The 22,011-nt window shown below is 65.8% G+C and carries 23 protein-coding genes; 10 read left to right on the top strand and 13 right to left on the bottom strand.

All coding sequences use genetic code 11. From position 1 onward, the window contains the following. The 4 genes from C664_RS13005 to C664_RS12990 form a co-directional block, all read left to right on the top strand. Positions 1-1,131 (top strand): carbonic anhydrase (locus C664_RS13005; protein WP_004261120.1); only part of this gene is annotated, 1,131 nt, incomplete at its 5' end. Between the two features lie 222 nt (positions 1,132-1,353). Further along, positions 1,354-2,007: a protein-L-isoaspartate O-methyltransferase family protein gene (locus C664_RS13000; RefSeq protein ID WP_004261118.1), complete on the top strand. Its 654-nt coding sequence runs from the start codon at positions 1,354-1,356 to the stop codon at positions 2,005-2,007. A gap of 10 nt (positions 2,008-2,017) precedes the next feature. After that, a complete protein-coding gene (locus C664_RS12995) occupies positions 2,018-2,341 on the top strand; it encodes a rhodanese-like domain-containing protein (RefSeq protein WP_004261117.1) in 324 nt (107 codons plus the stop codon). A gap of 26 nt (positions 2,342-2,367) precedes the next feature. Further along, positions 2,368-3,675, top strand: coding sequence for a TolC family outer membrane protein (locus C664_RS12990; RefSeq protein WP_038011764.1), 1,308 nt, complete (start codon positions 2,368-2,370; stop codon positions 3,673-3,675). Here the strand turns inward: C664_RS12990 and waaA are convergent. Next, positions 3,653-4,930, bottom strand: coding sequence for a lipid IV(A) 3-deoxy-D-manno-octulosonic acid transferase (gene waaA, locus C664_RS12985; RefSeq protein ID WP_004261113.1), 1,278 nt, complete (start codon positions 4,928-4,930; stop codon positions 3,653-3,655). The genes C664_RS12990 and waaA overlap by 23 nt on opposite strands. Positions 4,931-5,053: 123 nt before the next feature. Between waaA and C664_RS12980 the strand changes: the two genes are divergently transcribed. Beyond that, the gene (locus C664_RS12980; RefSeq protein WP_004261111.1) at positions 5,054-6,061 is read left to right on the top strand and encodes an NAD-dependent epimerase; all 1,008 of its coding nucleotides are present in this window, start codon (positions 5,054-5,056) and stop codon (positions 6,059-6,061) included. A gap of 48 nt (positions 6,062-6,109) precedes the next feature. On the opposite strand, the gene argB is transcribed toward C664_RS12980, so the two are convergent. Both argB and C664_RS12970 read right to left on the bottom strand, forming a co-directional pair. Continuing rightward, positions 6,110-7,012, bottom strand: a complete 903-nt coding sequence (argB, locus tag C664_RS12975) for an acetylglutamate kinase (protein WP_004261109.1) — start codon at positions 7,010-7,012, stop codon at positions 6,110-6,112. 173 nt (positions 7,013-7,185) lie between these two features. Further along, positions 7,186-7,623, bottom strand: coding sequence for an Hsp20/alpha crystallin family protein (locus C664_RS12970; protein WP_004261107.1), 438 nt, complete (start codon positions 7,621-7,623; stop codon positions 7,186-7,188). A 139-nt stretch (positions 7,624-7,762) separates the two neighbouring features. Here C664_RS12970 and C664_RS20345 point away from each other — a divergent pair, with 139 nt between their 5' ends. Further along, positions 7,763-7,987 (top strand): cysteine-rich CWC family protein, encoded by a 225-nt coding sequence (locus tag C664_RS20345; RefSeq protein ID WP_083483091.1) that lies wholly within the window; start codon positions 7,763-7,765, stop codon positions 7,985-7,987. Here C664_RS20345 and C664_RS12965 read toward each other — a convergent pair. The 10 genes from C664_RS12965 to C664_RS12920 all read right to left on the bottom strand — a co-directional run bounded on the left by C664_RS12965 (position 7,953) and on the right by C664_RS12920 (position 18,249). After that, entirely contained in the window at positions 7,953-8,321 is a 369-nt protein-coding gene (locus C664_RS12965) for a barstar family protein (RefSeq protein WP_038011761.1), read from the bottom strand. The genes C664_RS20345 and C664_RS12965 overlap by 35 nt on opposite strands. Next, on the bottom strand, positions 8,318-8,674 hold the full coding sequence (locus C664_RS12960; RefSeq protein WP_004261100.1) for a ribonuclease domain-containing protein: 357 nt from the start codon (positions 8,672-8,674) through the stop codon (positions 8,318-8,320). The genes C664_RS12965 and C664_RS12960 overlap by 4 nt, the downstream gene beginning before the upstream one ends. An 18-nt stretch (positions 8,675-8,692) precedes the next feature. Then, positions 8,693-10,342 (bottom strand): response regulator, encoded by a 1,650-nt coding sequence (locus tag C664_RS12955; RefSeq protein ID WP_004261098.1) that lies wholly within the window; start codon positions 10,340-10,342, stop codon positions 8,693-8,695. Positions 10,343-10,524: 182 nt separating this feature from the next. Then, positions 10,525-12,324, bottom strand: coding sequence for an aspartate--tRNA ligase (aspS, locus tag C664_RS12950; RefSeq protein ID WP_004261096.1), 1,800 nt, complete (start codon positions 12,322-12,324; stop codon positions 10,525-10,527). A 68-nt stretch (positions 12,325-12,392) separates the two neighbouring features. Beyond that, entirely contained in the window at positions 12,393-13,016 is a 624-nt protein-coding gene (locus C664_RS12945) for a DUF502 domain-containing protein (RefSeq protein WP_038011779.1), read from the bottom strand. Positions 13,017-13,073: 57 nt separating this feature from the next. Continuing rightward, the gene (locus tag C664_RS12940; RefSeq protein ID WP_038011759.1) at positions 13,074-13,337 is read right to left on the bottom strand and encodes an FmdB family zinc ribbon protein; all 264 of its coding nucleotides are present in this window, start codon (positions 13,335-13,337) and stop codon (positions 13,074-13,076) included. 146 nt (positions 13,338-13,483) lie between these two features. Then, on the bottom strand, positions 13,484-14,335 hold the full coding sequence (locus C664_RS12935; RefSeq protein ID WP_004261088.1) for a prepilin peptidase: 852 nt from the start codon (positions 14,333-14,335) through the stop codon (positions 13,484-13,486). A 3-nt stretch (positions 14,336-14,338) separates the two neighbouring features. After that, on the bottom strand, positions 14,339-15,568 hold the full coding sequence (locus tag C664_RS12930; protein ID WP_038011757.1) for a type II secretion system F family protein: 1,230 nt from the start codon (positions 15,566-15,568) through the stop codon (positions 14,339-14,341). A 20-nt stretch (positions 15,569-15,588) separates the two neighbouring features. After that, positions 15,589-17,301: a type IV-A pilus assembly ATPase PilB gene (pilB, locus tag C664_RS12925; protein ID WP_004261084.1), complete on the bottom strand. Its 1,713-nt coding sequence runs from the start codon at positions 17,299-17,301 to the stop codon at positions 15,589-15,591. Between the two features lie 117 nt (positions 17,302-17,418). Further along, positions 17,419-18,249, bottom strand: a complete 831-nt coding sequence (locus C664_RS12920; RefSeq protein WP_038011754.1) for a cytochrome C assembly family protein — start codon at positions 18,247-18,249, stop codon at positions 17,419-17,421. Positions 18,250-18,300: 51 nt separating this feature from the next. On the opposite strand from C664_RS12920, the gene ffh reads away from it, so the two are divergent. From ffh to C664_RS12900, 4 genes are read left to right on the top strand one after another with little or no spacing between them, the layout of a single operon-like run. Then, on the top strand, positions 18,301-19,671 hold the full coding sequence (ffh, locus tag C664_RS12915) for a signal recognition particle protein (RefSeq protein WP_004261078.1): 1,371 nt from the start codon (positions 18,301-18,303) through the stop codon (positions 19,669-19,671). 13 nt (positions 19,672-19,684) lie between these two features. Continuing rightward, a complete protein-coding gene (locus C664_RS12910; protein ID WP_004261075.1) occupies positions 19,685-20,461 on the top strand; it encodes an EI24 domain-containing protein in 777 nt (258 codons plus the stop codon). Beyond that, positions 20,458-21,207 (top strand): competence/damage-inducible protein A, encoded by a 750-nt coding sequence (locus C664_RS12905; protein ID WP_004261072.1) that lies wholly within the window; start codon positions 20,458-20,460, stop codon positions 21,205-21,207. The genes C664_RS12910 and C664_RS12905 overlap by 4 nt, the downstream gene beginning before the upstream one ends. Continuing rightward, the gene (locus C664_RS12900; RefSeq protein WP_004261067.1) at positions 21,204-21,986 is read left to right on the top strand and encodes a M48 family metallopeptidase; all 783 of its coding nucleotides are present in this window, start codon (positions 21,204-21,206) and stop codon (positions 21,984-21,986) included. The genes C664_RS12905 and C664_RS12900 overlap by 4 nt, the downstream gene beginning before the upstream one ends. Positions 21,987-22,011 lie beyond the last annotated feature (25 nt).

Raw genomic sequence — 22,011 nt, 5'->3', positions numbered from 1 at the left:
GCGAAGCCGGCGACGGCCCAGGCCGCCCGCGCGGCGCCGATCGAAACCGCCACGTCGACGGTGCAGACCTTGCGCGCCGCTGAACCGCCCAAGGCGGTCGAGGCGGCGCCCCCGAACGGTGCGGTGGATCAGGGCGACAAGAAGCTGATCCTGCCGCCGCTGCCAAACATCCGGCCCGCCAAGCCCGATCCCGAGAGGGTCGAGCGCGAGGCACCCAAGCCTGCGACCGCCGAGACGGTGCGCAAGGCCGAGAAGTCGGCTCCGCCGGCGCGGCCGGGCGCGGCGCGCAGGCCTGAGCCGCCACGCGCGGTGGTGCGTGAGACGCCCCGTCCGCAAGCGCCTGCGCCGGTTGCCCTGGCGCGACCGCAGGTCAAGGCCCCGTCGGTGCCGGCAGCCCCGGTGCCGCCCGACCCCGTCGAGGTGCTGCTGCGTGCCCAGCGCGACAACGCCTTCGATCCCGGCTGGCGCTACGAGGGGGAATTGGGGCCGGAGGCGTGGGGGCGCCTGCGTCCCGACTGGCGTCTGTGCAGCGAGGGCACGCGCCAGTCGCCGATCGACCTGCGTGACGGCGTGGCGGTGGATCTGGCGCCGGTCAAGTTCCACTACCGCAGCACCGGCTTTCGCATCCGCGACACCGGCAACACGCTGCAGGTCGACGTTGGCGAAGGCATGGGGGTCGAGATCCGCGGCACGCGCTACGCGCTCGAGCGTTTCACCCTGCATCGCCCGTCGCAGGAGCGTGTCGGCGGCATGGCCTATGACATGGCGGCCTATCTCGAGCACCGCAGCGCCGACGGTCGCACGGCGATTGTGTCGATCCTGCTCGAGGCGGGCGGCGCGCCGAACGCCTTGCTGCAGACCTTGTGGAACAACCTGCCACTCGATCGCGGGCGCGAGTTCGTGCCGGATGCCGTGATCGACCTCAATGGTTTCGTCCCCGAGAATCCCGCGCACTTCCTCTATCTCGGCTCGCTGCCCGTGCCGCCCTGCACCGAAGACGTCATCTGGGTGGTGATGAAGACGTCGATGCCGATGGCCGATGACCAGTTGGCCGTGTTCGGGCGCCTCTACCCGCGCAACTCCCGCCCGATCCAGCCGGCCAATGGTCGCCTGGTGCTCGAGTCGCGCTGATCCCGGAACGTCCGCACGACCCGGCTCGCCGCCAGGCGCGAGACCCCGGCCAGCATGCGGTTTGCGCCCGGGACCGCGGGCCTTGTCCATCGTCACTGCCCTTGCTTGACGGGCGCCGCGTCGCCCCATCGCAGCGCAGCAACTGCGCTAGAATGATGCGGTTTTGCCGTAACGGACGACGCTATTAATTAGCGTGTGCTAATATTTCGCCAGGAGTTCCTGATGAATTTCGAGAAAGCGCGCTTCAACATGGTCGAGCAACAGATCCGTCCCTGGGAGGTGCTGGATCAGAACGTGCTCGACCTCCTGATGACGGTCAAGCGCGAGGAGTTCGTGCCCGCGAGCGCGCGGTCGCTGGCTTTCGCCGACGTGGAGATCCCGATCGGCTGCGGCCAGGTGATGCTGAAGCCAGTCATCGAGGGCAAGGTGCTGCAGGCGCTGCAACTGGCGAAATCCGATTCGGTCCTGGAGATCGGTACCGGTTCCGGGTTTTTCGCTGCACTGCTGGCGGCGCGCGCGGAGTGGGTGCGCACCCTGGAAATCGAGCCCGAGCTGGTGAAGTTCGCCTCGGACAACCTCGCCCGCAACGGTGTCGAGAACGTCGTGGTGGTGCAGGGCGACGGCATGGCGGGCTGGGCCGAGCGTGCCCCCTACGATGTCATCGTGGTATCGGGCGGCGTGTCCTTCGTGCCGCAGGTGCTGCTCGAGCAGCTCAAGGTGGGTGGTCGCCTGTTCGCGTTCGTGGGCGAGGCGCCGGTCATGAAGGGACGCCTGATCACCTGCGAGGCCGAGGGGCGTTTCCGCACCGAGGACATCTTCGAGACCGTCGTGCCCATGCTGCGCAACGCGCCGCGCCACGACGCCTTCAGCTTCTGAGTACGACACCATGCGTCAGATCAGCCCGCGCGAACTTGCCGACCGCCTGAGCGATGCGGGGGGCGACAAGCCCCTGCTGCTCGATGTGCGCGAACCCTGGGAATTCGGGATCTGTCACATCGAGGGTTCCGTGCCGATGCCCATGGGCAGCGTGCCCGCACGTTTTGCCGAGCTCGACCGCGACGCCGAGATCGTGGTGGTCTGCCACCACGGCGGGCGCAGCGCGCAGGTGTGCATGTTCCTCGAGCATCAGGGCTTCGGCAACGTGATCAATCTGGCTGGCGGTGTCGCTGGCTGGGCGGCGCAGGTCGACCCGAAGATGCCGCAGTACTGACGCGGCAGCATTTTCCGGAGGACGTAATGAAGCGAGCGATAGCACTCTGTGTGGCAGGCCTGTTCTCGAGCGGCGCGTGGGCCGCCGACCTCATGCAGGTCTATCAGGAGGCGCTCGCGAATGATGCGAAGTTCTCCGCGGCACGGGCCGAGTTCGAGGCCGGGCAGGAGAAGGTCGTGCAGGGGCGTTCCGGCCTGCTGCCGCAGATCGGACTGAACGCGGAAACGCGCTGGAACGACGCCGAGTTGCGCACAAGTTCGAGCCCGCGGGCAATGGACTACTCCTACAACAGCAACGGCTACGGTGTGCAGCTGACCCAGCCGCTGTTCCGCTGGCAGAACTGGGTGCAGTTCAAGCAGGGCGAATTGCAGACCGCGCTGACCGAGGCGCAGTTCGGCGTGGCGCGGCAGGACCTGGTGCTGCGGGTCTCCGAGGCTTACTTCAACGTTCTCAATGCGCAGGATGCGCTTGCCGCGGTGACGCAGTTGCGTACGGCAGCGGGCGAACAGCTCGATCTGGCGAAGACCAGCTTCGAGGTCGGCACGGTCACGATCACCGACGTCCACGAGGCGCAGTCGCGCTTCGACCTGGCCTCGGCGCAGGAGATCGCGGCACAGAACCAGCTCGAGGTCGCGCGCCAGACGCTGGCGCAGATCATCGGCAAGCAGCCCGAGGCTCTGGCCGGTCTGCGCGAGGGGGTGCAACTGCAGCGTCCGCAACCCGACAACATCGCGGATTGGGTCGCCGCGGCCGAGGCGGGCAGTTTCGGCGTGCAGGCGCAGCAACTCGTGCGCGAGATCGCCGCGCGTGAGGTCGAGCGCGCACGCGCCGGGCACCTGCCGACGGTGGATATCGTCGCAACCCATGGCGTTAACAACCGGCCGCAGGTGTCGACCGAGCGCAGCGAGGCGACGACGATCGGGCTGCAGCTCAATCTGCCGCTGTATGCCGGCGGGCGGGTGTCGTCCGTGTCGCGCGAAGCGGCGGCGCTGCGAATGAAGGCCGATGCCGATCTCGAGGATGCGCGCCGCAATGCTGCGCTGGCCGCGCGCCAGTCATGGCTGGGCGTGACCAGCGGCATGGCGCAGGTGAGGGCGCTGGAAGCCGCGAAGGTGTCGTCGACCTCCGCGCTCGAAGCCAACAAGCTCGGCTACGAAGTGGGCGTGCGCATCAACATCGACGTGCTCAACGCCCAGACGCAACTGGCCGATACGCTTCAGCAACTGTCGCGTGCGCGCTACGACACCCTGCTCGCCCAACTGCGCCTGAAGGCTGCTGCCGGTACGCTCGGCGAGGACGACGTGCGCGAGATCAACGCGCTGCTGGCGCCCTGAGCGCGACGCCTTCCAGCAGTTCCAGCGTACGCGCGGTGGCGCCGCGGTCTGCCGCGGCAAAGCGCAAACCGGCCTCGGCCATGTCGCCACGGCGACGCGCTTCTTTCAGCAGTTCCAGGGCGGCGTTGACGCCCGCGTCGGCCGTCTCGACTCGCAGGGCCGCACCTGCCGCGATGGCGTGTTCGGCCACTGCAGCAAAGTTGAAGGTGTGGGGGCCGACGACCACCGGCGTGCCGACCGCGCAGGCCTCGATCAGGTTCTGGCCGCCGAAGGGCAGCCAGCTGCCGCCGATCAGCGCGACGTCCGCACTGGCGTAGTAGGCGAACATTTCTCCCATCGAATCTCCGAGCCAGACGCGGGTTTGCGCCGCGACCGGCTGATCCTCCGAGCGGCGCTGCAGCGCGAGGCCACGTGCCGCGGCGAGCCTGGCCACCTCGTCGAAGCGCTGGGGGTGGCGAGGCACCAGGGCGAGCAGGACCTCGGGCGGCGCGAGGCGGGCGAAGGCGTCGAGCAGCAGGGCCTCTTCGCCGTCGCGCGTGCTGGCGGCAAGCAGCACCTGGCGTGAGCCGATGCGTGCGCGGAAGAGGCTGGCGAGGGCCTCGGTGTTCTCGGGGGGCGAGATGTCGAACTTGATGTTGCCCGTGACCATCACCCGGCGGGCGCCGAGCGCCGACAGCCGGGCGGCGTCGGCCGCGGTCTGCGCGCCGATCGCGCTCAGCGCGCCCATCGTCAGGGCGCTCAAGGCCGGCAGGCGGGCATAGCGTCGCGCCGAGCGTTCCGACAGGCGGGCATTGGCCAGGATCACCGGCACGCCGCGCCGGCGACAGGCTGCGAGCAGATTCGGCCACAGCTCGGTCTCCATGATCACTCCGAACTGCGGGCGGAAGTGGCGCAGGAAGGCGCCCGCGAAGCAGCCGAGGTCGTAGGGCAGGTAGCAGCGCAGTACGCGGGAGTCGCCGTTGAACAGTGCTTTCGAGGTCTCGCGGCCGGTGGGCGTCATGTGCGTCAGCAGGACCGTGTGTTCGGGCCAGCGTTTCAGCAAGGCCCTGACCAGCGGTTCGGCGGCGCGGGTTTCGCCCACGGACACGGCATGCACCCAGATGACGCGCACTGGTGCGCGCATCCGGTAGCGGCCGAAGCGCTCACCGAGGTGTTTCAGGTAACCCGGCTGGCGTCGTCCGCGCCACAGCAGGCGCAACACGACCAGGGGCAGGGCGAGGATCCACAGCAGGGTGTAAGGCAGGCGGGTGAGCATCAAGGCGGATCAGCAGACGACCGCGCAAGTATAAGCAAGGATCCAGGGGGTGGGACTGTCATACGCCGCCCGTGCGCACATGCGATAATCCGGCGTCTTCGATTCTCCCAACCCGACATCGTCATGAAAATCCTCGTCACTGGTGCCGCCGGCTTCATCGGCATGCATGCGTCCCAACGTCTCCTCGCGCGCGGGGACCAGGTGGTCGGACTCGACAATCTCAACGACTATTACGACCCGACGCTGAAGGAGGCGCGCCTGGCTAGGCTGACGCCGCACGCGGGGTTCCGCTTCGTGAAGATGGACGTGGCCGACCGTGCCGGCATGGAGCGCCTGTTCGCCGAGGAGAAGTTCGACCGTGTGATCCACCTCGCGGCGCAGGCCGGGGTGCGCTACTCGCTGCAGAACCCGCATGCCTACATCGACAGCAACCTGGTCGGCTTCATGAACATCCTGGAGGGCTGCCGGCATGCGAAGGTGCAGCATCTGGTGTATGCGTCGAGTTCCAGCGTCTATGGCGGCAATACCAAGATGCCGTTCTCGGAGCGCGACAGCGTCGATCATCCGGTGAGCATCTACGCCGCGACCAAGAAGGCGAACGAACTGATGGCGCATACCTACAGCCATCTCTACGGCCTGCCGACGACCGGCCTGCGCTTCTTCACCGTCTATGGTCCGTGGGGGCGTCCGGACATGGCGTTGTTCCTGTTCACCAAGGCCATCCTCGAAGGACGTCCGATCGACGTCTTCAACCACGGCAAGATGAAGCGCGACTTCACCTACGTGGATGACATCGTCGAGGGCGTGATCCGTACGCTCGACCGCACGGCGGCGGCGGATGCCGCCTTCGATTCGGACAACCCGGACCCGGGCCGCAGCAACGCCCCGTACCGCGTGTTCAACATCGGCAACCACAACCCGGTGGAGTTGATGGCCTTCGTGTCGGCGATCGAGGAAACCCTGGGCGTGACCGCACAGAAGAACTTCATGCCGCTGCAGGATGGCGACGTGCCGGCGACCTACGCCGATACCGAGGCGCTGAACGCCTGGACCGGCTTTGCGCCGGCGACCAGCGTGAAGGACGGCGTCGCCCGCTTCGTTGCCTGGTATCGCGACTACTACCGCGTCTGAGTACAGAGGCGCCCCCGCACCAGGCGGCGGGGGCGGTTCCCGTCGTGCTTACTTGCTCTTGATCATCGTGCCGACGCCGTGGTCGGTCAGGATCTCAAGCAGCAGGCAATGTTCGACGCGGCCGTCGATGATGTGCACAGACTTAACGCCGTTGCGTGCCGCGTCCAGCGCCGAGCCGATCTTGGGCAGCATGCCGCCCGACAGGGTGCCGTCGGCGACGAGCTCGTCGATCTCGCGCGGCGTCAGGCCGGTGAGCAGCTTGCCGGCCTTGTCGAGAACGCCCGGCGTGTTGGTCAGCAGCACCAGCTTCTCCGCCTTCAGGATCTCGGCCAGCTTGCCGGCGACCACGTCGGCGTTGATGTTGTAGGTCTCGCCCTCTTCGCCGACGCCAATCGGCGCGATCACCGGGATGAAGTCGCCCTTGTCGAGGAAGGCGATCAGGCTGGGATCGATGCTGGTGATCTCGCCCACCTGGCCGACGTCGATCAGGTCACCCGCCGGCGCGTCGAGCTTCTGCATCAGCAGTTTCTTGGCGCGGATGAAGCTGGCGTCCTTGCCGGTGAGGCCGACGGCCTTGCCGCCCGCCTGGTTGATCAGGTTGACGATCTCCTTGTTCACCTGACCGCCGAGCACCATCTCGACCACTTCCATGGTCTCGGCGTCGGTGACGCGCATGCCCTGGATGAACTCGCCCTTCTTGCCCACGCGTGTCAGCAGGGTCTCGATCTGCGGGCCGCCGCCATGGACGACCACCGGGTTCAGGCCGACCAGCTTGAGCAGCACGACGTCCTGCGCGAAACATTCCTTGAGGTGCGGGTCGGTCATCGCGTTGCCGCCGTACTTGATGACGATGGTCTTGTCGAAGAAGCGCTTGATGTAAGGCAGGGCCTCGGCCAGGATCTCGGCCTTGCGGGCGGGGGTGACGGGGTCGGCGGGGCGGGTGTCGGTCATGGGGTGTCCTTTGTTGCGGTGCGGATAGACAGCGCGCAGTTTACTGCGGGCGTCCCGGTTGTGGGCGTGTTGCCGGCCCGATTCTGTCACCACGCATGTTACGGCCCGCCGCGCATGAAAAAGCCCGCAGCCTGCAAGCAGGCATGCGGGCCGGCCGGCGTGGGGACTGCGGATCAGTCGATCGTCAGGCGCTTGGCCTGGGCCTCCGCCTTCTTCGGCAGGGAGAGTTCGAGCACGCCGTCCTTGAACTTGGCGGCCGCCTTGGCTTCGTCGATTTCCTGACCGAGCTGGAAACTGCGCGAAACCTTGCCGAAGTAGCGTTCGGTACGCAGCACCTTCTCGCCTTCCTTCACTTCCTTTTCCTGCTTGCGTTCGGCGCTGATCGACACTACCGGGCCGTCGATATGGACGTGGATGTCTTCCTTCTTCATGCCGGGCAGTTCGGCATGGACCTCGTAGCCCTCGCTGGTCTCCTTGACGTCGACGCGCATCTGCGGGGCCTCCACGCCTGCATTGGCGAGGGGACCGCCGCCGAAGTCTACGGGACGTACGAAAAAGCCGCGGAAGAAGTCGTCCAGGGGGTCGGTACGACGGGTGAGATTGCTGCTCATGTCCTGATCTCCTCTTGTCCAAAGCCTGCCGGCAGGAATCCGGCCTCAGACAAAATATAGGTCCGGCCGACGAGGATTCAAGGGCGAGACTGCATCCGTCCTATCATTCGGGCGGTGCATTCAAGGAAACCGATTCATCATGAACCCCTCAGTGCCAGACTCGACGCCGAGCAACCTCTGTCCGCGTTGCGGCGCGCGTTTCACCTGTGGCATGCGCGCGGGCGAGGCGGCCTGCTGGTGTGCGGCCTACCCGGCCGCTTTTGCCGTGCCAGCGCCGGAATCCGTACCCGAGACCGGCGCCTGTTACTGTCCGAGGTGTCTCGCCGAGCTCATCGAGTCGCGTCGTGCGGCGGGCGGGCGCTAGCGGAAGGGGCGTCGTCTTCCATGACCTCGACGCTGAACGCGATGCCGGCCTCAGCCCAGCAGCGCGTCGTGTCGGCGAGGATGTCGAATGTGGTGGCCAGCACGTCGGGGTGCGTCGTGCGCAGGGTCGAGGGGTTGCACAGGACCACGCGGTAGGCCGGTGCGGGCAGCCACGACAGATCCGTGAGGCAGTCGGCCAGGGCGTCCCAGTTGTGTCCGAACCAGTCCGGAAAGCGGAAGGCCTCGGCGAAACGCCTGAGCAGTCCAGCCTTGTCCGTGCAGTCGGCGAGTTCGACGCGCACGTCCAAAGGGGAGTCGGAAGGAGAGGGAATCATGGGCGCGGCTCCACCTGGCGGAAGCTCCGGTAGTGGTCGTGGGTGTAGTAGAAGACCTCGGGCGGATTGCCGCCGGTGACGATGCGGCGTGCGCCGCGGTCGCGTGAGCCGGGCGTCGGCACCGTGAATTCGCGGTAGTAGCCGCGCGGTTTCTGTGGCAGCAGGCTCTCACGGTTCTGGAACACGGTGCCGTCCTTGCGGTAGGGGAAGGGGCCGCCCTTCTGGATCAGGCCGATGGTCTCGATCGCCTCCGGCGGCAGGCCGGCGAGCGTGTCGCGATCCGGGCCGGTCGGCGTGCAGCCTGCAAGCAGGACGAGGAGGAGCGCGAGGCGGAGCAGCAGCGTGCGGAACATTGCAGCAGTCGGCGGTGTTCAGAAGGTTCGTGCCGGGCGGCCCAAGACCTTTTCCGGCCGGATGCCGTAGCGCTGGATGAGCGCGTGCATGAACTCGGTGATCGCAGCCAGCCGCGGATTGGCGGGGGACAGGCGCTGGGCGCGCTGGATGAGGCCGCGCGCCTGGGTGGCGAAGGCATCGTTCCAGCCGCGGTTCTCGATGTGGCGCAGCAGTGCGAGGGCGGCGTTGAACAGCACATGGGGATTGCCCGGCAGCTTGCGTGCCGCGCTCATCATCTCGGCCACGGCGCCGTCGAAGTCGCCTGCGCGTGCTTTCTCCGCGCCCGTGGTGACGAGCGACTTGACCTCGGTCTGGATGCGCGCCTCGATCTCCTGTGACAGGTGCCCGAGTCCGCGCTGGTCGAGTACCGCGCGCGTGGTCTCGATGGTGCGTTCGTCGGCCGAGCTGCGCAACAGGTCGGTGACGAGTTCGCTGGCCTGCTCCTGCATGTCCTGGTCGAAGCAGGCCCTGATCAGGTCCTGCCGCAGCCCGACCGACAGCTCGCGCACGGTGCCGCCGGCCAGCGCTGCGGCCTTCAGCGCAGCCTGCGCTCGAGCGCGATCGTTGTTGTGGGCATGCACCAGCGCCGTGCACACGGCCTTGCAGACCTCACCCTTGGGTTGTCGTCCCATGCTGCGGTCGAGGTCTGCGATGGTGCCTTGGGCATCCTGCACCTTGGCTTGGGCAAGCTGTGCCTGGACGAGGCGGACGTGGTCCTCCGGATCGCGGAATTCGGAGTACTTGCCCTTGCGGACAACCTCTGCAAGCGCTTCTTCCGCGCCCGCCGGATTGCCGATGGCGAGTGACAGCGTGCCGAGGTGCCGCAGGCGCGCGACGCGGTGCGGCGACTTCTCCGCGGCAGCGTTCAGGGTGGCGCAGGCCTCGTCCGGACGACCGGTTTCTTCGCGGAGCTGGGCGAGCAGTTCGTAGGCGGCGATGAAGCGGTCATGGCGCGCAATCAGGCCTGTCAGGATGTCCTCGGCCTCGACGTAGCGCTTCTTGAGTACCAGCAGCCGGGCAAGCCCGAGTTCGGCCCATGGGATGCTGCGCGAGCCGAGGATCTCGCGATAGAGCGACTCGGCTTCGTCGAGCTGGCCGATGCTGGCGTGCAACTGCGCCTGCAGTCGCAGCAGGTCAGTGAGGTGTTGCGGGTTCTCGTCGCGTGCGATGCGGCAGTACTCGATGGCGCCAACCGGGTCGCCAAGTCGCATCAACTGCCATGCCGGCAGGAAGATGTCGCGTTTCTGGAAGGCTCGCAGCAGCCGCACGCGCAGCGTCTCGGCGTTGAGCGGCTTGAGGATGTAGTCGTTGGGGGAGAGCTCGCACGCGCTGGTGACGCGTTCGTAATTGCGTTCGCCGGTGATCATGACGAACACGGTGTCGAGCGGGATGATGCCGTGCGCGTGCAGGTCCTCGAGCAGGTGCTGGCCGTCCTGGCCTTCGCCGAGGTTGTATTCGCACAGGATCAGGTCGTAGCGATGCTCGCGCAGCCGCTTCATCGCGGCCGTTGCGGAAACCGCGTACTGGGCGTTCTCGATGCCGATCGACGACAGCATCGCGCGCAGTTGCGCACGCATGTTGGGCTGGCATTCGACGACGAGGACTTCGAGCTCGTTCGGCAGGAGCATCTGTAATGGCGCCATGTGCACGCAGGGGCGTGCTTCAGGAGAAGATTACGGCATCCCTGTCGAAATCTGAAAGGGCGGCGTTCGGTCGGTCGTCGACGCAAACGGAGACGGGCTCCACGACACCTTGCATCCTCAGGGGAGACAGGGCGCGGTGGAGCCCGCTGGGGGGCTGTGCGGCAAGCTCAGGCCTTGCCGACTTCGACCTGGGTTTCGACCTTCTGGCGCAGGCGGATGTGCAGTTCGCGCAACTGCTTTTCATCCACTTCGCCCGGGGCGTTGGTCAGCAGGCACTGCGCACGCTGGGTCTTGGGGAAGGCAATGACGTCGCGGATCGACTCGGCACCGGTCATCATGGTGACGATGCGGTCGAGGCCGAAGGCCAGGCCGCCGTGGGGCGGGGCGCCATACTTCAGTGCGTCGAGCAGGAAGCCGAACTTCACCTGCTGCTCCTCGGGGCCGATGTTGAGCGCGTCGAACACCTTGGCCTGCACGTCGGCGCGGTGGATACGCACCGAGCCGCCGCCGATTTCCCAGCCGTTCAGTGCCAGATCGTACGCCTTGGCGAGGCACTCGCCCGGGTTGGTCGTCAGCAGGTCGAGATGTTCGTCCTTCGGGCTGGTGAAGGGGTGGTGGCAGGCGACCCAGCGCTTGTCGTCCTCGTCGTACTCGAACATCGGGAAGTCGACCACCCACAGCGGGCACCATGCCTCGCCCGTAACATAGCCCTTCTCGTGGCCGAGCTTGATGCGCAGTGCGCCCATGGCGTCGTTGACCACCTTGGTCTTGTCGGCGCCGAAGAAGATCAGGTCGCCCGATTGCGCGCCGGTGCGCTCGAGGATGGTGCGCAGCGCCGTCTCGTGCAGGTTCTTGACGATCGGCGACTGCAGGCCCTGTTCGTTGGGCTGGGTGACGTCGTTGACCTTGATGTAGGCCAGGCCCTTGGCGCCGTAGATGCCGACGAACTTGGTGTACTCGTCGATCTCGCCGCGGGTCAGGCTGTTGCCGCCGGGCACGCGCATCGCGGCGACGCGACCGCCCGAGGTGGCGGGGCCGCTGAAGACCTTGAAGGCGACGTCCTGCACGGCGTCGGTGACGTCGGTGAGTTCCAGCGTGACGCGCAGGTCGGGTTTGTCCGAGCCGTAACGGCGCATCGCCTCGGCGTAGGTCATGCGCGGGAAGGGCGCGGGCAGCTCGACCGCCATCGCCTCCTTGAACACGAAGCGGATCATCTCCTCGACCAGCGCGGTGATCTCGTGCTCGTTCATGAACGACGTCTCGAGGTCGACCTGGGTGAACTCGGGCTGGCGGTCGGCGCGCAGGTCCTCGTCGCGGAAGCACTTGACGATCTGGTAGTAGCGGTCGTAGCCGGCGACCATCAGCAACTGCTTGAAGAGCTGGGGCGACTGCGGCAGGGCGAAGAACTGGCCCGGGTGCACGCGCGAGGGCACCAGGTAATCGCGCGCGCCCTCGGGCGTGCTCTTGGTCAGCATCGGCGTCTCGACGTCGATGAAGCCGGCCGCGTCGAGGAAGCGGCGGAAGGCCATCGTGGTCTTGTAGCGCAGCATCAGGTTCTTCTGCATCTGCGGGCGGCGCAGGTCAATGACGCGGTTGGTCAGACGCACCGTCTCGGACAGGTTTTCGTCATCCACCTGGAACGGGGGCGTCGCCGCCGCGTTCAGCACCTCGATCTCGTGGCACAGGATCTCGATCTCGCCGGAGGTCAGGTTGGCGTTCTCTGTGCCCGCCGGGCGGCGGCGGACCTTGCCGCTCATCTTCAGGACGAACTCGCTGCGCACCGACTCGGCGAGCCTGAACATCTCGGCACGGTCGGGGTCGCATACGACCTGAACCAGGCCTTCACGGTCGCGCAGGTCGATGAAGATCACGCCGCCGTGGTCGCGGCGACGATGTACCCAGCCACAAATGGTGACGATCTGGTCGAGGTCGGCGGCGGTGACTTGTCCGCAATAATGAGTTCGCATGTCAGGGTTCCGGCAGGTCTGGTGGGCGACGATGATGCGCCGCGCTTCGGTCTTGAAAGTGGGCTGGCTTATTCGTTGAGTAGCGCCGGGCGCTCGGCACGACGGCTGGGGGGCGCGACGACACCCATCGAAATGATGTACTTCAACGCTTCGTCGACGCTCATGTCGAGCTCGATCACGTCGTCCCGCGGCATCATCAGAAAGAAGCCGGAGGTCGGGTTGGGCGTGGTCGGAACATAGACACTGACGTAGTCGCCGGCGAGGTGGTGGGCGGCGTCTCCGCCGGGCTTGCCGGTGAGGAAGGCGATGGTCCACGCGCCCTGGCGCGGGTATTGCACGAGCAGAGCCTTGCGGAAGGCCTGGCCGCTGCTCGAGAACAAGGTGTCCGATACCTGCTTGACACTGTAGTAGATCGACTTCACCACCGGGATGCGGGCGAGGACGGCCTCCCAGAGGGCAACGATCTTCTGGCCGAGCACGTTCGCGGCCACGAGACCGGTCGCCAGCACGATGGCCAGGGCCATCAGCACGCCAATGCCCGGGATGTTGAATCCGAGAACGGTCTGCGGCTGTGCGCCGTTGGGCAGCCAGAGCAGGATCTGGTCGAGCGTGTTGACGATCCACGCGAGCACCATGAAGGTGATCGCCAGCGGAATCCAGATCAGCAGGCCGGTGATGAAGTATTTCTTCACGGAATCTTCTTGCAGGGCCTGCACGGGGCAGGCCGGACGATGGCGCGTGCAGCGGCCTCAGTGACAGGCGCAGCCGCCGCCGGCGCAAGCGGGGGCGGACGATGGGCTGCTGTCGGTAGAGGGCGAAGAGGCGGTGCTGCCACCCTTGAAGTCGGTGGCGTACCAGCCGGTGCCCTTCAGCTGGAAGCCGGCGGCCGACAGCAGTTTGGCGTAGCCGGTGGCACCGCAGGACGGGCAGGACGACAGGGGTTCATCGCTCATTCTCTGCAGGTGTTCCTTCTGGAAACCGCAGCTCGGGCAACGATATTCGTAGATGGGCATGACAAGCTCCCGAAAACAAGTGCGCAAGTCTAACGCAATGCAGCATAAGGAAAAAGGCGCGTACCCAGACGGCGCGCCCCAAGCATATATGGGGCTGAGCCCAATCGAGTTCAAGCCGGCGGTGCCTGGCCTGCACGGCTGACGCGTCAGAGCAGACCGAGGTAGCGGGACGTCAGGGTCTCGCCCCAGAACAGGGCGATGATGCCCGCTGCGGCCAGGTAGGGGCCAAAGGGGATCGGCACGTTGCGACCGTGGCGGGCAAGGACGATGAGGGTGATGCCGACGACGGCGCCGACGAGCGACGACAGCAGGATGGTCAGCGGCAGCAGCGACCAGCCCAGCCAGGCGCCAATGGCTGCCAGCAGCTTGAAGTCGCCATAGCCCATGCCTTCCTTGCCGGTGACGAGCTTGAACAGCCAATACACCGACCACAACGCAAGATACCCTGCCATGGCGCCGATCACTGCACTGGGCAGATCGGTAAAGGTGTCGCCCAGGTTGAAGAGCAGGCCAAGCCAAAGCAGAGGAAGCGTCAGATCGTCGGGCAGCAGCTGCGTATCGATGTCGATGAAGGCCAGCGCCACCATCGTCCAGATGAACAGCAGGGCGCCGGCGGCCGCGAGCCCGAAACCGAAATGCCAGGCAGCGTAGCCCGAGAGCAGGGCGGTGAACGCCTCGACGATCGGGTAGCGCAGGCTGATCCGGGCGCCGCAGTGGCCGCAGCGCCCCCGCAGCACGAGGTAACTCAGGACCGGGATGTTCTCGAGCGCGCCGATGAGGTGCCCGCAGTGCGGGCAGCGCGAGCGCGGGGTCGCGAGATTGAAGCGCTCGGTCGGCTGGACCTCCTCACCCCTCAGCTCGGCAGCTTGCGCATGCCAGTCACGCTCCATCATCCTTGGCAGGCGGTGGATCACGACGTTCAGGAAGCTCCCGACGAACAATCCCAGCAGAGCGCCCACGCCGGTGAAGGCGAACGGGTCTTGCAAGAGCGCCAGCATGACTCAGACGATCGAGCCGAGCTTGAAGATCGGAAGGTACATCGCAATCACCAGGCCGCCGATAACGGTGCCGAGGAAGACCATGATGATCGGTTCGAGCAACTGCGACAGCCCGGACACGGCCTCGTCGACTTCCTGCTCGAAGAAGTCCGCCACCTTGCCGAGCATGGCATCCAGCTGACCGGACTCCTCGCCGATCGACACCATCTGCACCACCATGGTCGGGAACACGTTGGCGTTCTGCATGGCGACGGTCAGGCTCGTGCCGGTGCTCACGTCGCTCTGGATCTGGCGGGTGGCCGTCAGATAGATGTGGTTGCCGGAGGCGCCGCCGACCGAATCCAGCGCTTCGACAAGGGGGACGCCGGCTGCGAACATGGTCGACAGCGTACGGGTCCAGCGTGCCACCGTCGCCTTGCGGATGATGTCGCCGACGACGGGCAGCTTGAGTACGAGGCGATCGATCGCGATCTGCATGGCGACGGAGCGTTTGTAGATCCAGCTGATGGCCATGATCGCGACAATGGGGATGCCGAGCACGATGTACCAGAACTCGACAAAGAAGTCGGAAATTCCGATGACGATCATGGTCGGCGCCGGCAGTTCGGCGCCGAAGCCGGAGAAGACGCTCTTGAACTCGGGAATGACGAACAGCATCATCACCGAGATCACCAGTGCGGCCACCACGACGACCGCGATCGGATAGAACAGCGCCGACTTGATCTTGCCCTTGATGGCAAGGATCTTTTCCTTGTAGGTGGCGATCCGGTCCAGCAGGCTGTCCAGGATGCCGGCCTGTTCGCCGGCGGCGACCAGGTTGGTGAACAGACGATCGAAATGCACGGGGTGCTTGGCGAAGGCCTGCGACAGGCTCGAGCCGGTTTCGACGTCGTTCCGGACTTCGTTCAGCAGGCGTGCCAGCGCAGGGTTGCCAGAACCCTTGATGCCGATGTCGAAGGCCTGAAGCAGCGGCACGCCCGATTTCATCATTGTCGCCAGCTGGCGGGTGAAGAGCGCGATGTCCTTCTCGCTGATCTTGCCGCCACGCGACAGCTTCTGTTTCTTGACCTTGGTGACCAGGATGCCCTGGCGGCGGAGCATGGCCTTGACGACCGCGTCACCGGAAGCCCTGATCTCGCCGCGCACGATCTTGCCGGACTTGTCCTTGCCTTCCCAGTTGTACAGATCCTCCTGGGGGCCTGCGGGGCGCATTGCGCGGCTAGCCGTTGCCATGTGATCGAGCTTCCTTTGCCTTATTCGTTGGTTGTCGCCAGCACTTCCTCTAGCGAGGTCACGCCTTGTTTGACCTTGAGCAGGCCGGACTTGCGCAGGTCGCGCACGCCCTCGCTTTCTGCCTGGGCGGCAATGTCCATCGAATTGCCACCGGTCATTATGATATGCGCAATCTCTTCCGTAATAGGCATCACCTGGTAAATACCCACGCGGCCCTTGTATCCGCTGCCCTTGCAGCGGTCGCAGCCGCCGGGCGCGTAGGGCTGCCAGCTGCCATCGAGTTCATCCGGGCTGAAGCCCGCCTCGAGCAGGGCTTCGAGCGGTATGTCGGCCGGCTTCTTGCACGAGCATAACCGCCGCGCCAGACGCTGGGCCGTGATCAGTATCACCGATGACGCGATGTTGAACGGCGCGACACCCATGTTCTTGAGGCGCTCGAGGGTGGTCGGTGCGTCGTTGGTGTGCAGGGTCGACAGCACCAGGTGGCCCGTCTGCGCCGCCTTGACCGAGATCTCGGCCGTGTCGAGGTCGCGGATTTCACCCACCATGATCACGTCCGGATCCTGGCGCAGGAAGGCACGCAGCGCCGCCGAGAAGGTGAGGCCGGCCTTTTCGTTGACGTTGACCTGGTTGATGCCGGGCAGGTTGATTTCGGCCGGATCTTCCGCGGTCGAGATATTGACGCCCGCCTTGTTGAGGATATTGAGGCAGGTGTAGAGCGACACTGTCTTGCCGGAGCCGGTCGGGCCGGTGACCAGGATCATGCCGTAGGGGCGCTCGATCGCTTCCATCAGCGCCTTGCGCTGGTCAGGCTCGTACCCCAGGGCATCGATGCCGAGCATCGCCGAACTCGGGTCGAGAATACGCATCACGATCTTCTCGCCGTGCAGGGTCGGAAGCGTCGAGACACGGAAGTCGATCGCCTTGTTCTTCGACAGCACGAGCTTCATGCGTCCGTCTTGCGGGACACGTTTCTCCGAAATGTCGAGGCGCGAGATGACCTTGATCCGTGCGGCGATCTTTTCCTTCAGTACCAGCGGCGGCTGCGCGATCTCACGCAGCACGCCGTCGGTCCGTACCCGGATGCGGTAATACTTCTCGTAGGGTTCGAAGTGGATGTCGGACGCACCTTCGTTGATCGCGTCGATCAGCACCTTCTGGATGAACTTGACCACCGGAGCGTCGTCGACGTCGCTGGTGTCCTCTTCCTTGTGCTCCGAAGGCGCCTCTTCCTTCAGCAGGTCCATGTCGAACTCGTCGCCCGTCAGCTCCTTCAGCGTCTGCTCGGTCGACTCGTTCTGTGCATCGGCAACGCGCTTGAGCTTGTCGGCCTCGGCGATCACGAGGTCGAGCTGCATGCCGGTCTGGAAGCGGATCTCGTCCAGCGCGCGCATGTTGGAGGGATCGGCGATGGCAAGCGTGACACGGTTCTGGCGCTTGGCGAGCGCGAGCGCCTGGTGCTTGTGCATCAGCTTGCGGTCGACCGCATCGCTGGCGAACATCGACTTGTCGAATGCGGCGATGTCGAGCAGGGGGTAGCCGAAAGTGTCGGCCGCAAAACGTGCGATCGCCGCAGTCGACATCAGGCCGCGTGCCGCGACCTCCAGGATGAATGCATTGGTGCCGTCGCTGGCCTGCGCGGTACACGCGAGTGCGTCTGCTTCGGAAAGCCGTCCATGCTGGATGAGGGCCCGAGCGAAACCGCTCAGGGCAGGTTGGGGATTCGCCGCCATGCCTTGCCTTGGACTGAAGTGCGTCGATGTTGCCCGCCGCGTAAAACCTTGTAAAGACCTTGCCGGCCGCCGGTCATATTCATGACGCCGGCGGTGTGGGCAAGTACCCTTCCGGCATCAGCCTACGCGCTGCAGGACGACCTCGATGACGAATCGGCTGCCAACGTAGGCCAGCATCAGTGCGATGAAGCCTGCAAGCGTCCAGCGCAGTGCGACGCGGCCTCGCCAGCCCCACAGGTGGCGCCCGACGAGGAGGGCGCCGAAAAGCAGCCAGGAAATGAATGCGAAGAGCGTCTTGTGCTCGAGGCGGAAAGCTTGACCGAACAGGGTTTCGGAGAACGCCACGCCACTGATCAGGGTCATAGTCAGCAGGATGAAGGCGATGCCGATGAGGCGGAACAGCAGCGCTTCCATGGTCAGCAAGGGCGGCAGGCCGGCCAGCAGACGGCTGAAGCGCGCATTGTGCAACTGGCGGCCTGCCACCGACATGAGCATTGCATGCAGCGCAGCGAGGGTGAACAGGCTGTACGCCAGCATGGCGATGACGAAGTGGGCGCGGAAGGCAGGCGACGTTGCGTTGGCGAGCACGTGTTCGCCGGGGAAGAACAGCGGCAGCAGGCTGGCGAGCGCGCCGGCAGGCATCACGACTGCATGCAGCCCTTCGAGACGGGTATAGAGGGTTTCCACCCAGTAGAAGCAAATCGCCAGCCAGACCATCAGAGATACCGCCACCCCGAACCCGAAGCGCATCTGGTCGGCGGGGAAGATGGACGCATGCAGCGCGATGCCGTGCGCGAGCATGGCAACGAGCAGGACGAGGCGCTCCCGCCTGGCCATGCAGTTCGCCCGTGTCGCGCCTGCGGGGCGCGCGATGCAACTGCGCCAGAAGGCTACGCCGAGTGCGGCGTAAAGCGAGGCGGGAAGCAGATGAAGTAGAATTGTGCGCATACAGAACAGAAGTTTACTCCAAGTCATCACCCGACGAAGGCTCTCTCGCACATGCTCGATAATCTCACCCAGCGCCTGTCGAAGGTCGTCAAGACCTTGCGCGGTCAGGCGCGCCTGACGGAAGACAATATCCAGGAGGCGATGCGCGAGGTGCGCATGGCGCTGCTGGAGGCTGACGTTGCCTTGCCGGTGGTGAAGGATTTCATCGCCAGGGTCAAGGAGAAGGCCGTCGGCCAGGAGGTCATTGGCTCGCTGACCCCGGGACAGGCGCTGGTCGGCGTGGTGCACGACGAACTGCGAAACCTGATGGGCACGGTCCATGAGGGACTGAACCTCGCCACCCAGCCGCCGGCCGTCGTGCTGATGGCCGGCCTGCAGGGCGCGGGCAAGACCACCACCACGGGCAAGCTCGCCAAACTGCTGCACGAGCAGCAGAAGAAGAAGGTACTGGTGGTCTCGACCGACGTGTATCGGCCGGCGGCAATCGAGCAGTTGAAGACGGTGGCGGCGCAGGCGGGCGTGGAGTTCTTCCCGTCCGCAGTCGGTCAGCAGCCGGTCGATATCGCGCGGGCGGCGCTGGACTATGCGCGGAAGCACCACGTCGATGTGCTGCTGGTCGACACCGCGGGCCGTCTTGCCATCGACGAAGCGATGATGGCCGAGATCAAGAACCTGCACGCCGCGGTGGCGCCGATCGAGACCCTGTTCGTGGTCGATGCGATGCTGGGTCAGGATGCGGTGAATACGGCGCGTGCCTTCAATGACGCACTGCCGCTGACCGGCGTGGTGCTGACCAAGCTCGACGGCGACTCGCGCGGCGGTGCGGCGCTGTCTGTGCGTCATGTCACCGGAAAACCGCTGAAGTTCGCCGGTGTCGGCGAGAAGCTGTCCGGGCTCGAGCCCTTCCACCCCGACCGCATGGCCAGCCGCATCCTGGGCATGGGTGACATTCTGGGCCTGGTGGAGGAGGCGCGTCGGGGGGTCGATGAGGAGAAGGCGCGGGTTTTCGCGCAGAAGCTCAAGAGTGGCAAGGGCTTCGACCTCAACGACTTCAAGGAGCAGATTGCCCAGATGCGCAAGATGGGTGGCCTCGCGTCGATGATGGACAAGCTGCCGGCCCAGTTTGCTCAGGCGGCCGGCCAGCTGCAGGGGGGCGCCGAAGAGAAGGCCATCGGCCGCATCGAGGGCATCATCAACTCGATGACGCCGCTCGAGCGTGCCAAGCCCGAACTCCTGAAGGCCAGCCGCAAGCGGCGGATTGCCGCCGGCGCGGGCGTGACCGTGCAGGAAGTCAATCGCCTGCTGAACCAGTTCGAGCAGACGCAGAAGGTCATGAAGCAGTTCTCGAAGGGGGGCATGCACAAGATGATGCGTGCGATGAAGGGCATGATGCCGGGCGGCCTGCCCGGCATGCCGCGTTGAGCTTGCGTCCGCGATGAAGGACATCCTCGTTGCCTTCGGTCGTGCCACGCGAAGTCTTTTCCGCCGCGACATCTTCTGGCATCTGGTATGGCCAGGCCTGGTGTCGATGTTGGTGTGGACAGTCGTCGCCATCGTGGCGTGGGTGCCGGTCACCGACTGGATCTTCGCCTGGGTAGGGGGATGGAGTTTCGTCGGCAGCTGGGTTTCGACGTCGGACGCCGCTGCCGCGGTTACCCTGGTGCTGATCAAGATCGCCGTCGCGCTGGCCTTCGTGCCCCTGGTCTACGTCACGGCTGCGCTCATCGTCGCGGCGATTGCGCTGCCGCTGATGCTCGAACGGGTGGGGCGGAGTGATTATGCGGACCTGGTGCAGCGGCGTGGCGGATCGAACCTGGGCAGCGCGCTGAACTCGGTCGTGGCGGGCGTGCTCTTCATCGTTCTCCTGATCCTGTCGCTGCCTTTCTGGTTGATCCCCGGCGTGGGCCTGCTTGCCTCGGTCGTGCTGACCGGCTGGCTGAACCAGCGCGCCTTCGGCTACGACGCACTGATGCTCCACGCCGATCCTGAGGAGCTGAGCCGCCTGCGTCGCGACTGGCGTCCGCAGATGCTGCTGCTGGGCGGTGGTAGCGCATTGCTCGCCTACGTGCCGGTGGTCAATCTCGTCGCGCCAGCCTATGCGGGCCTGGCGTTCGTCCATTACCTCCTCGAGCGCCTGCGCCACGACCGTCAGGTGCGTGGCGTGACGCTGCTCGATGCCGAACCTCGCAACCCTCCGCAGACGACCCAATGAACTTTGGTGCCCTGATCATCGGCGACGAGATCCTGTCCGGCCGCCGCAGCGACAAACACCTCGTCAAGCTCATCGAACTGCTGGGCGCACGCGGTCTCAAGCTCTCGTGGGCGCGATACTGCGGTGATGATTTTCGAAGCCTGACCGAGACCTTGCGCCAGACCTTTGCCACTGGCGACGTTGTCTTCAGCTTCGGCGGCATCGGTGCCACGCCGGACGATCGGACGCGCGAGGCGGCCGGTGCGGCGCTCGGTCTCGAACTGGCGCTGCACCCCGAGGCAGAGGCCGAGATCCGGGCCCGCTTCGGTGAGGAGATCACCCCTGAGCGCTTGCAGATGGGCGTCTACCCGGTCGGCAGCGAGATCATCCCGAACAGCTACAACCGCATCCCGGGTTTCTCCATCCAACAGCATTACTTCACGCCCGGCTTTCCGGTCATGGCGTGGCCGATGGTGGAATGGGTGCTCGACACGAAGTACGCGCACCTGCATCACGCCGAGGATTACGTCGAGCAGGCCATCACCGTATGGGATGCCTACGAAGGTCAGTTGATCGGACTGATGCGCCAGATTACGGCGGATTTTCCCGACACCACGCTCTTCAGCCTGCCCACGCTGGCGACCGAAGGGCAGCGCCGGTCGTTGGAGTTGGGCGTGAAGGGCAAGGCCGCGCGCGTGGCCGATGCGATGGCGCGCATCCGGGCCGACATGGATGTGCGTGGCCTGGAGTGGCAGGAAAAGGCTTGAGCCTCGTGCGCAGGGCCGGGACGTCGGCGACCGAGGAGCCGCATCACGTCGACATCGGGGGCACGCGGATCCAGTTGGTGCTGCGGCGCTCGGCGCGACGTTCCTTCGCCTTGCAGGTAGACCATCGGGGCGCACGTGTATCCGTACCCTTGCGTGCGCCGCTCGCCGAGGTCGAGCGTTTCGTGCGTGGGCACGGGGCGTGGTTGCTCGATCGCTTGCGGCGTTCGGCCGCCAGACCGCAGGCGCCGACGTTGGTGCCGGCCGACGGGGTGGAGCTGCCGCTGTTCGGTCGGCCCTTGCGCCTGCGGTACGTCGATGCGCGCCGCGCTCAATGGCGGCTTGCGGCGGATGGGGTCGAGGAACTGCATCTGCCGTCGGCAGTCGATGCCACGCTAGCGGTGCGCAAGGCCCTGCAGGCGCGCGCACTGGTCTGGTATCGCGGTCGGGTGGAGGAGTTCTGCCATCGCCTGGGCCTGCCGGTTCCACCGGTCCGGTTGTCGAGTGCCCGCACGCGCTGGGGAAGCTGCAGCAGCCTGTCGGGCATTCGCTTGCACTGGCGGCTGATCCATCTGGTGCCGGAGCTGATCGACTACGTGGTCGCGCATGAGGTTGCGCACCTGCGCGAGATGAACCACTCTCCGCGCTTCTGGGCTGTGGTGGAGTCGGTCTACCCGGCCTGGCGTGATGCGCGGGCACAGTTGCGGGCTGCTGCGCTGACCCTGCCGGTGATCGGTGCAGCCGAGGCGGCCGACACCGGTTTCATCGATTCGGAAGACTGAGGATTTGCCGGAGGCGGCGAATCGA

This window comes from Thauera sp. 63 (genome assembly GCF_000310165.2).
Taxonomy (GTDB): Bacteria; Pseudomonadota; Gammaproteobacteria; order Burkholderiales; family Rhodocyclaceae; genus Thauera; species Thauera humireducens.
Note: the sequence above shows the minus strand (reverse complement) of the source record. Positions and strands in the feature narration are given on the sequence as shown.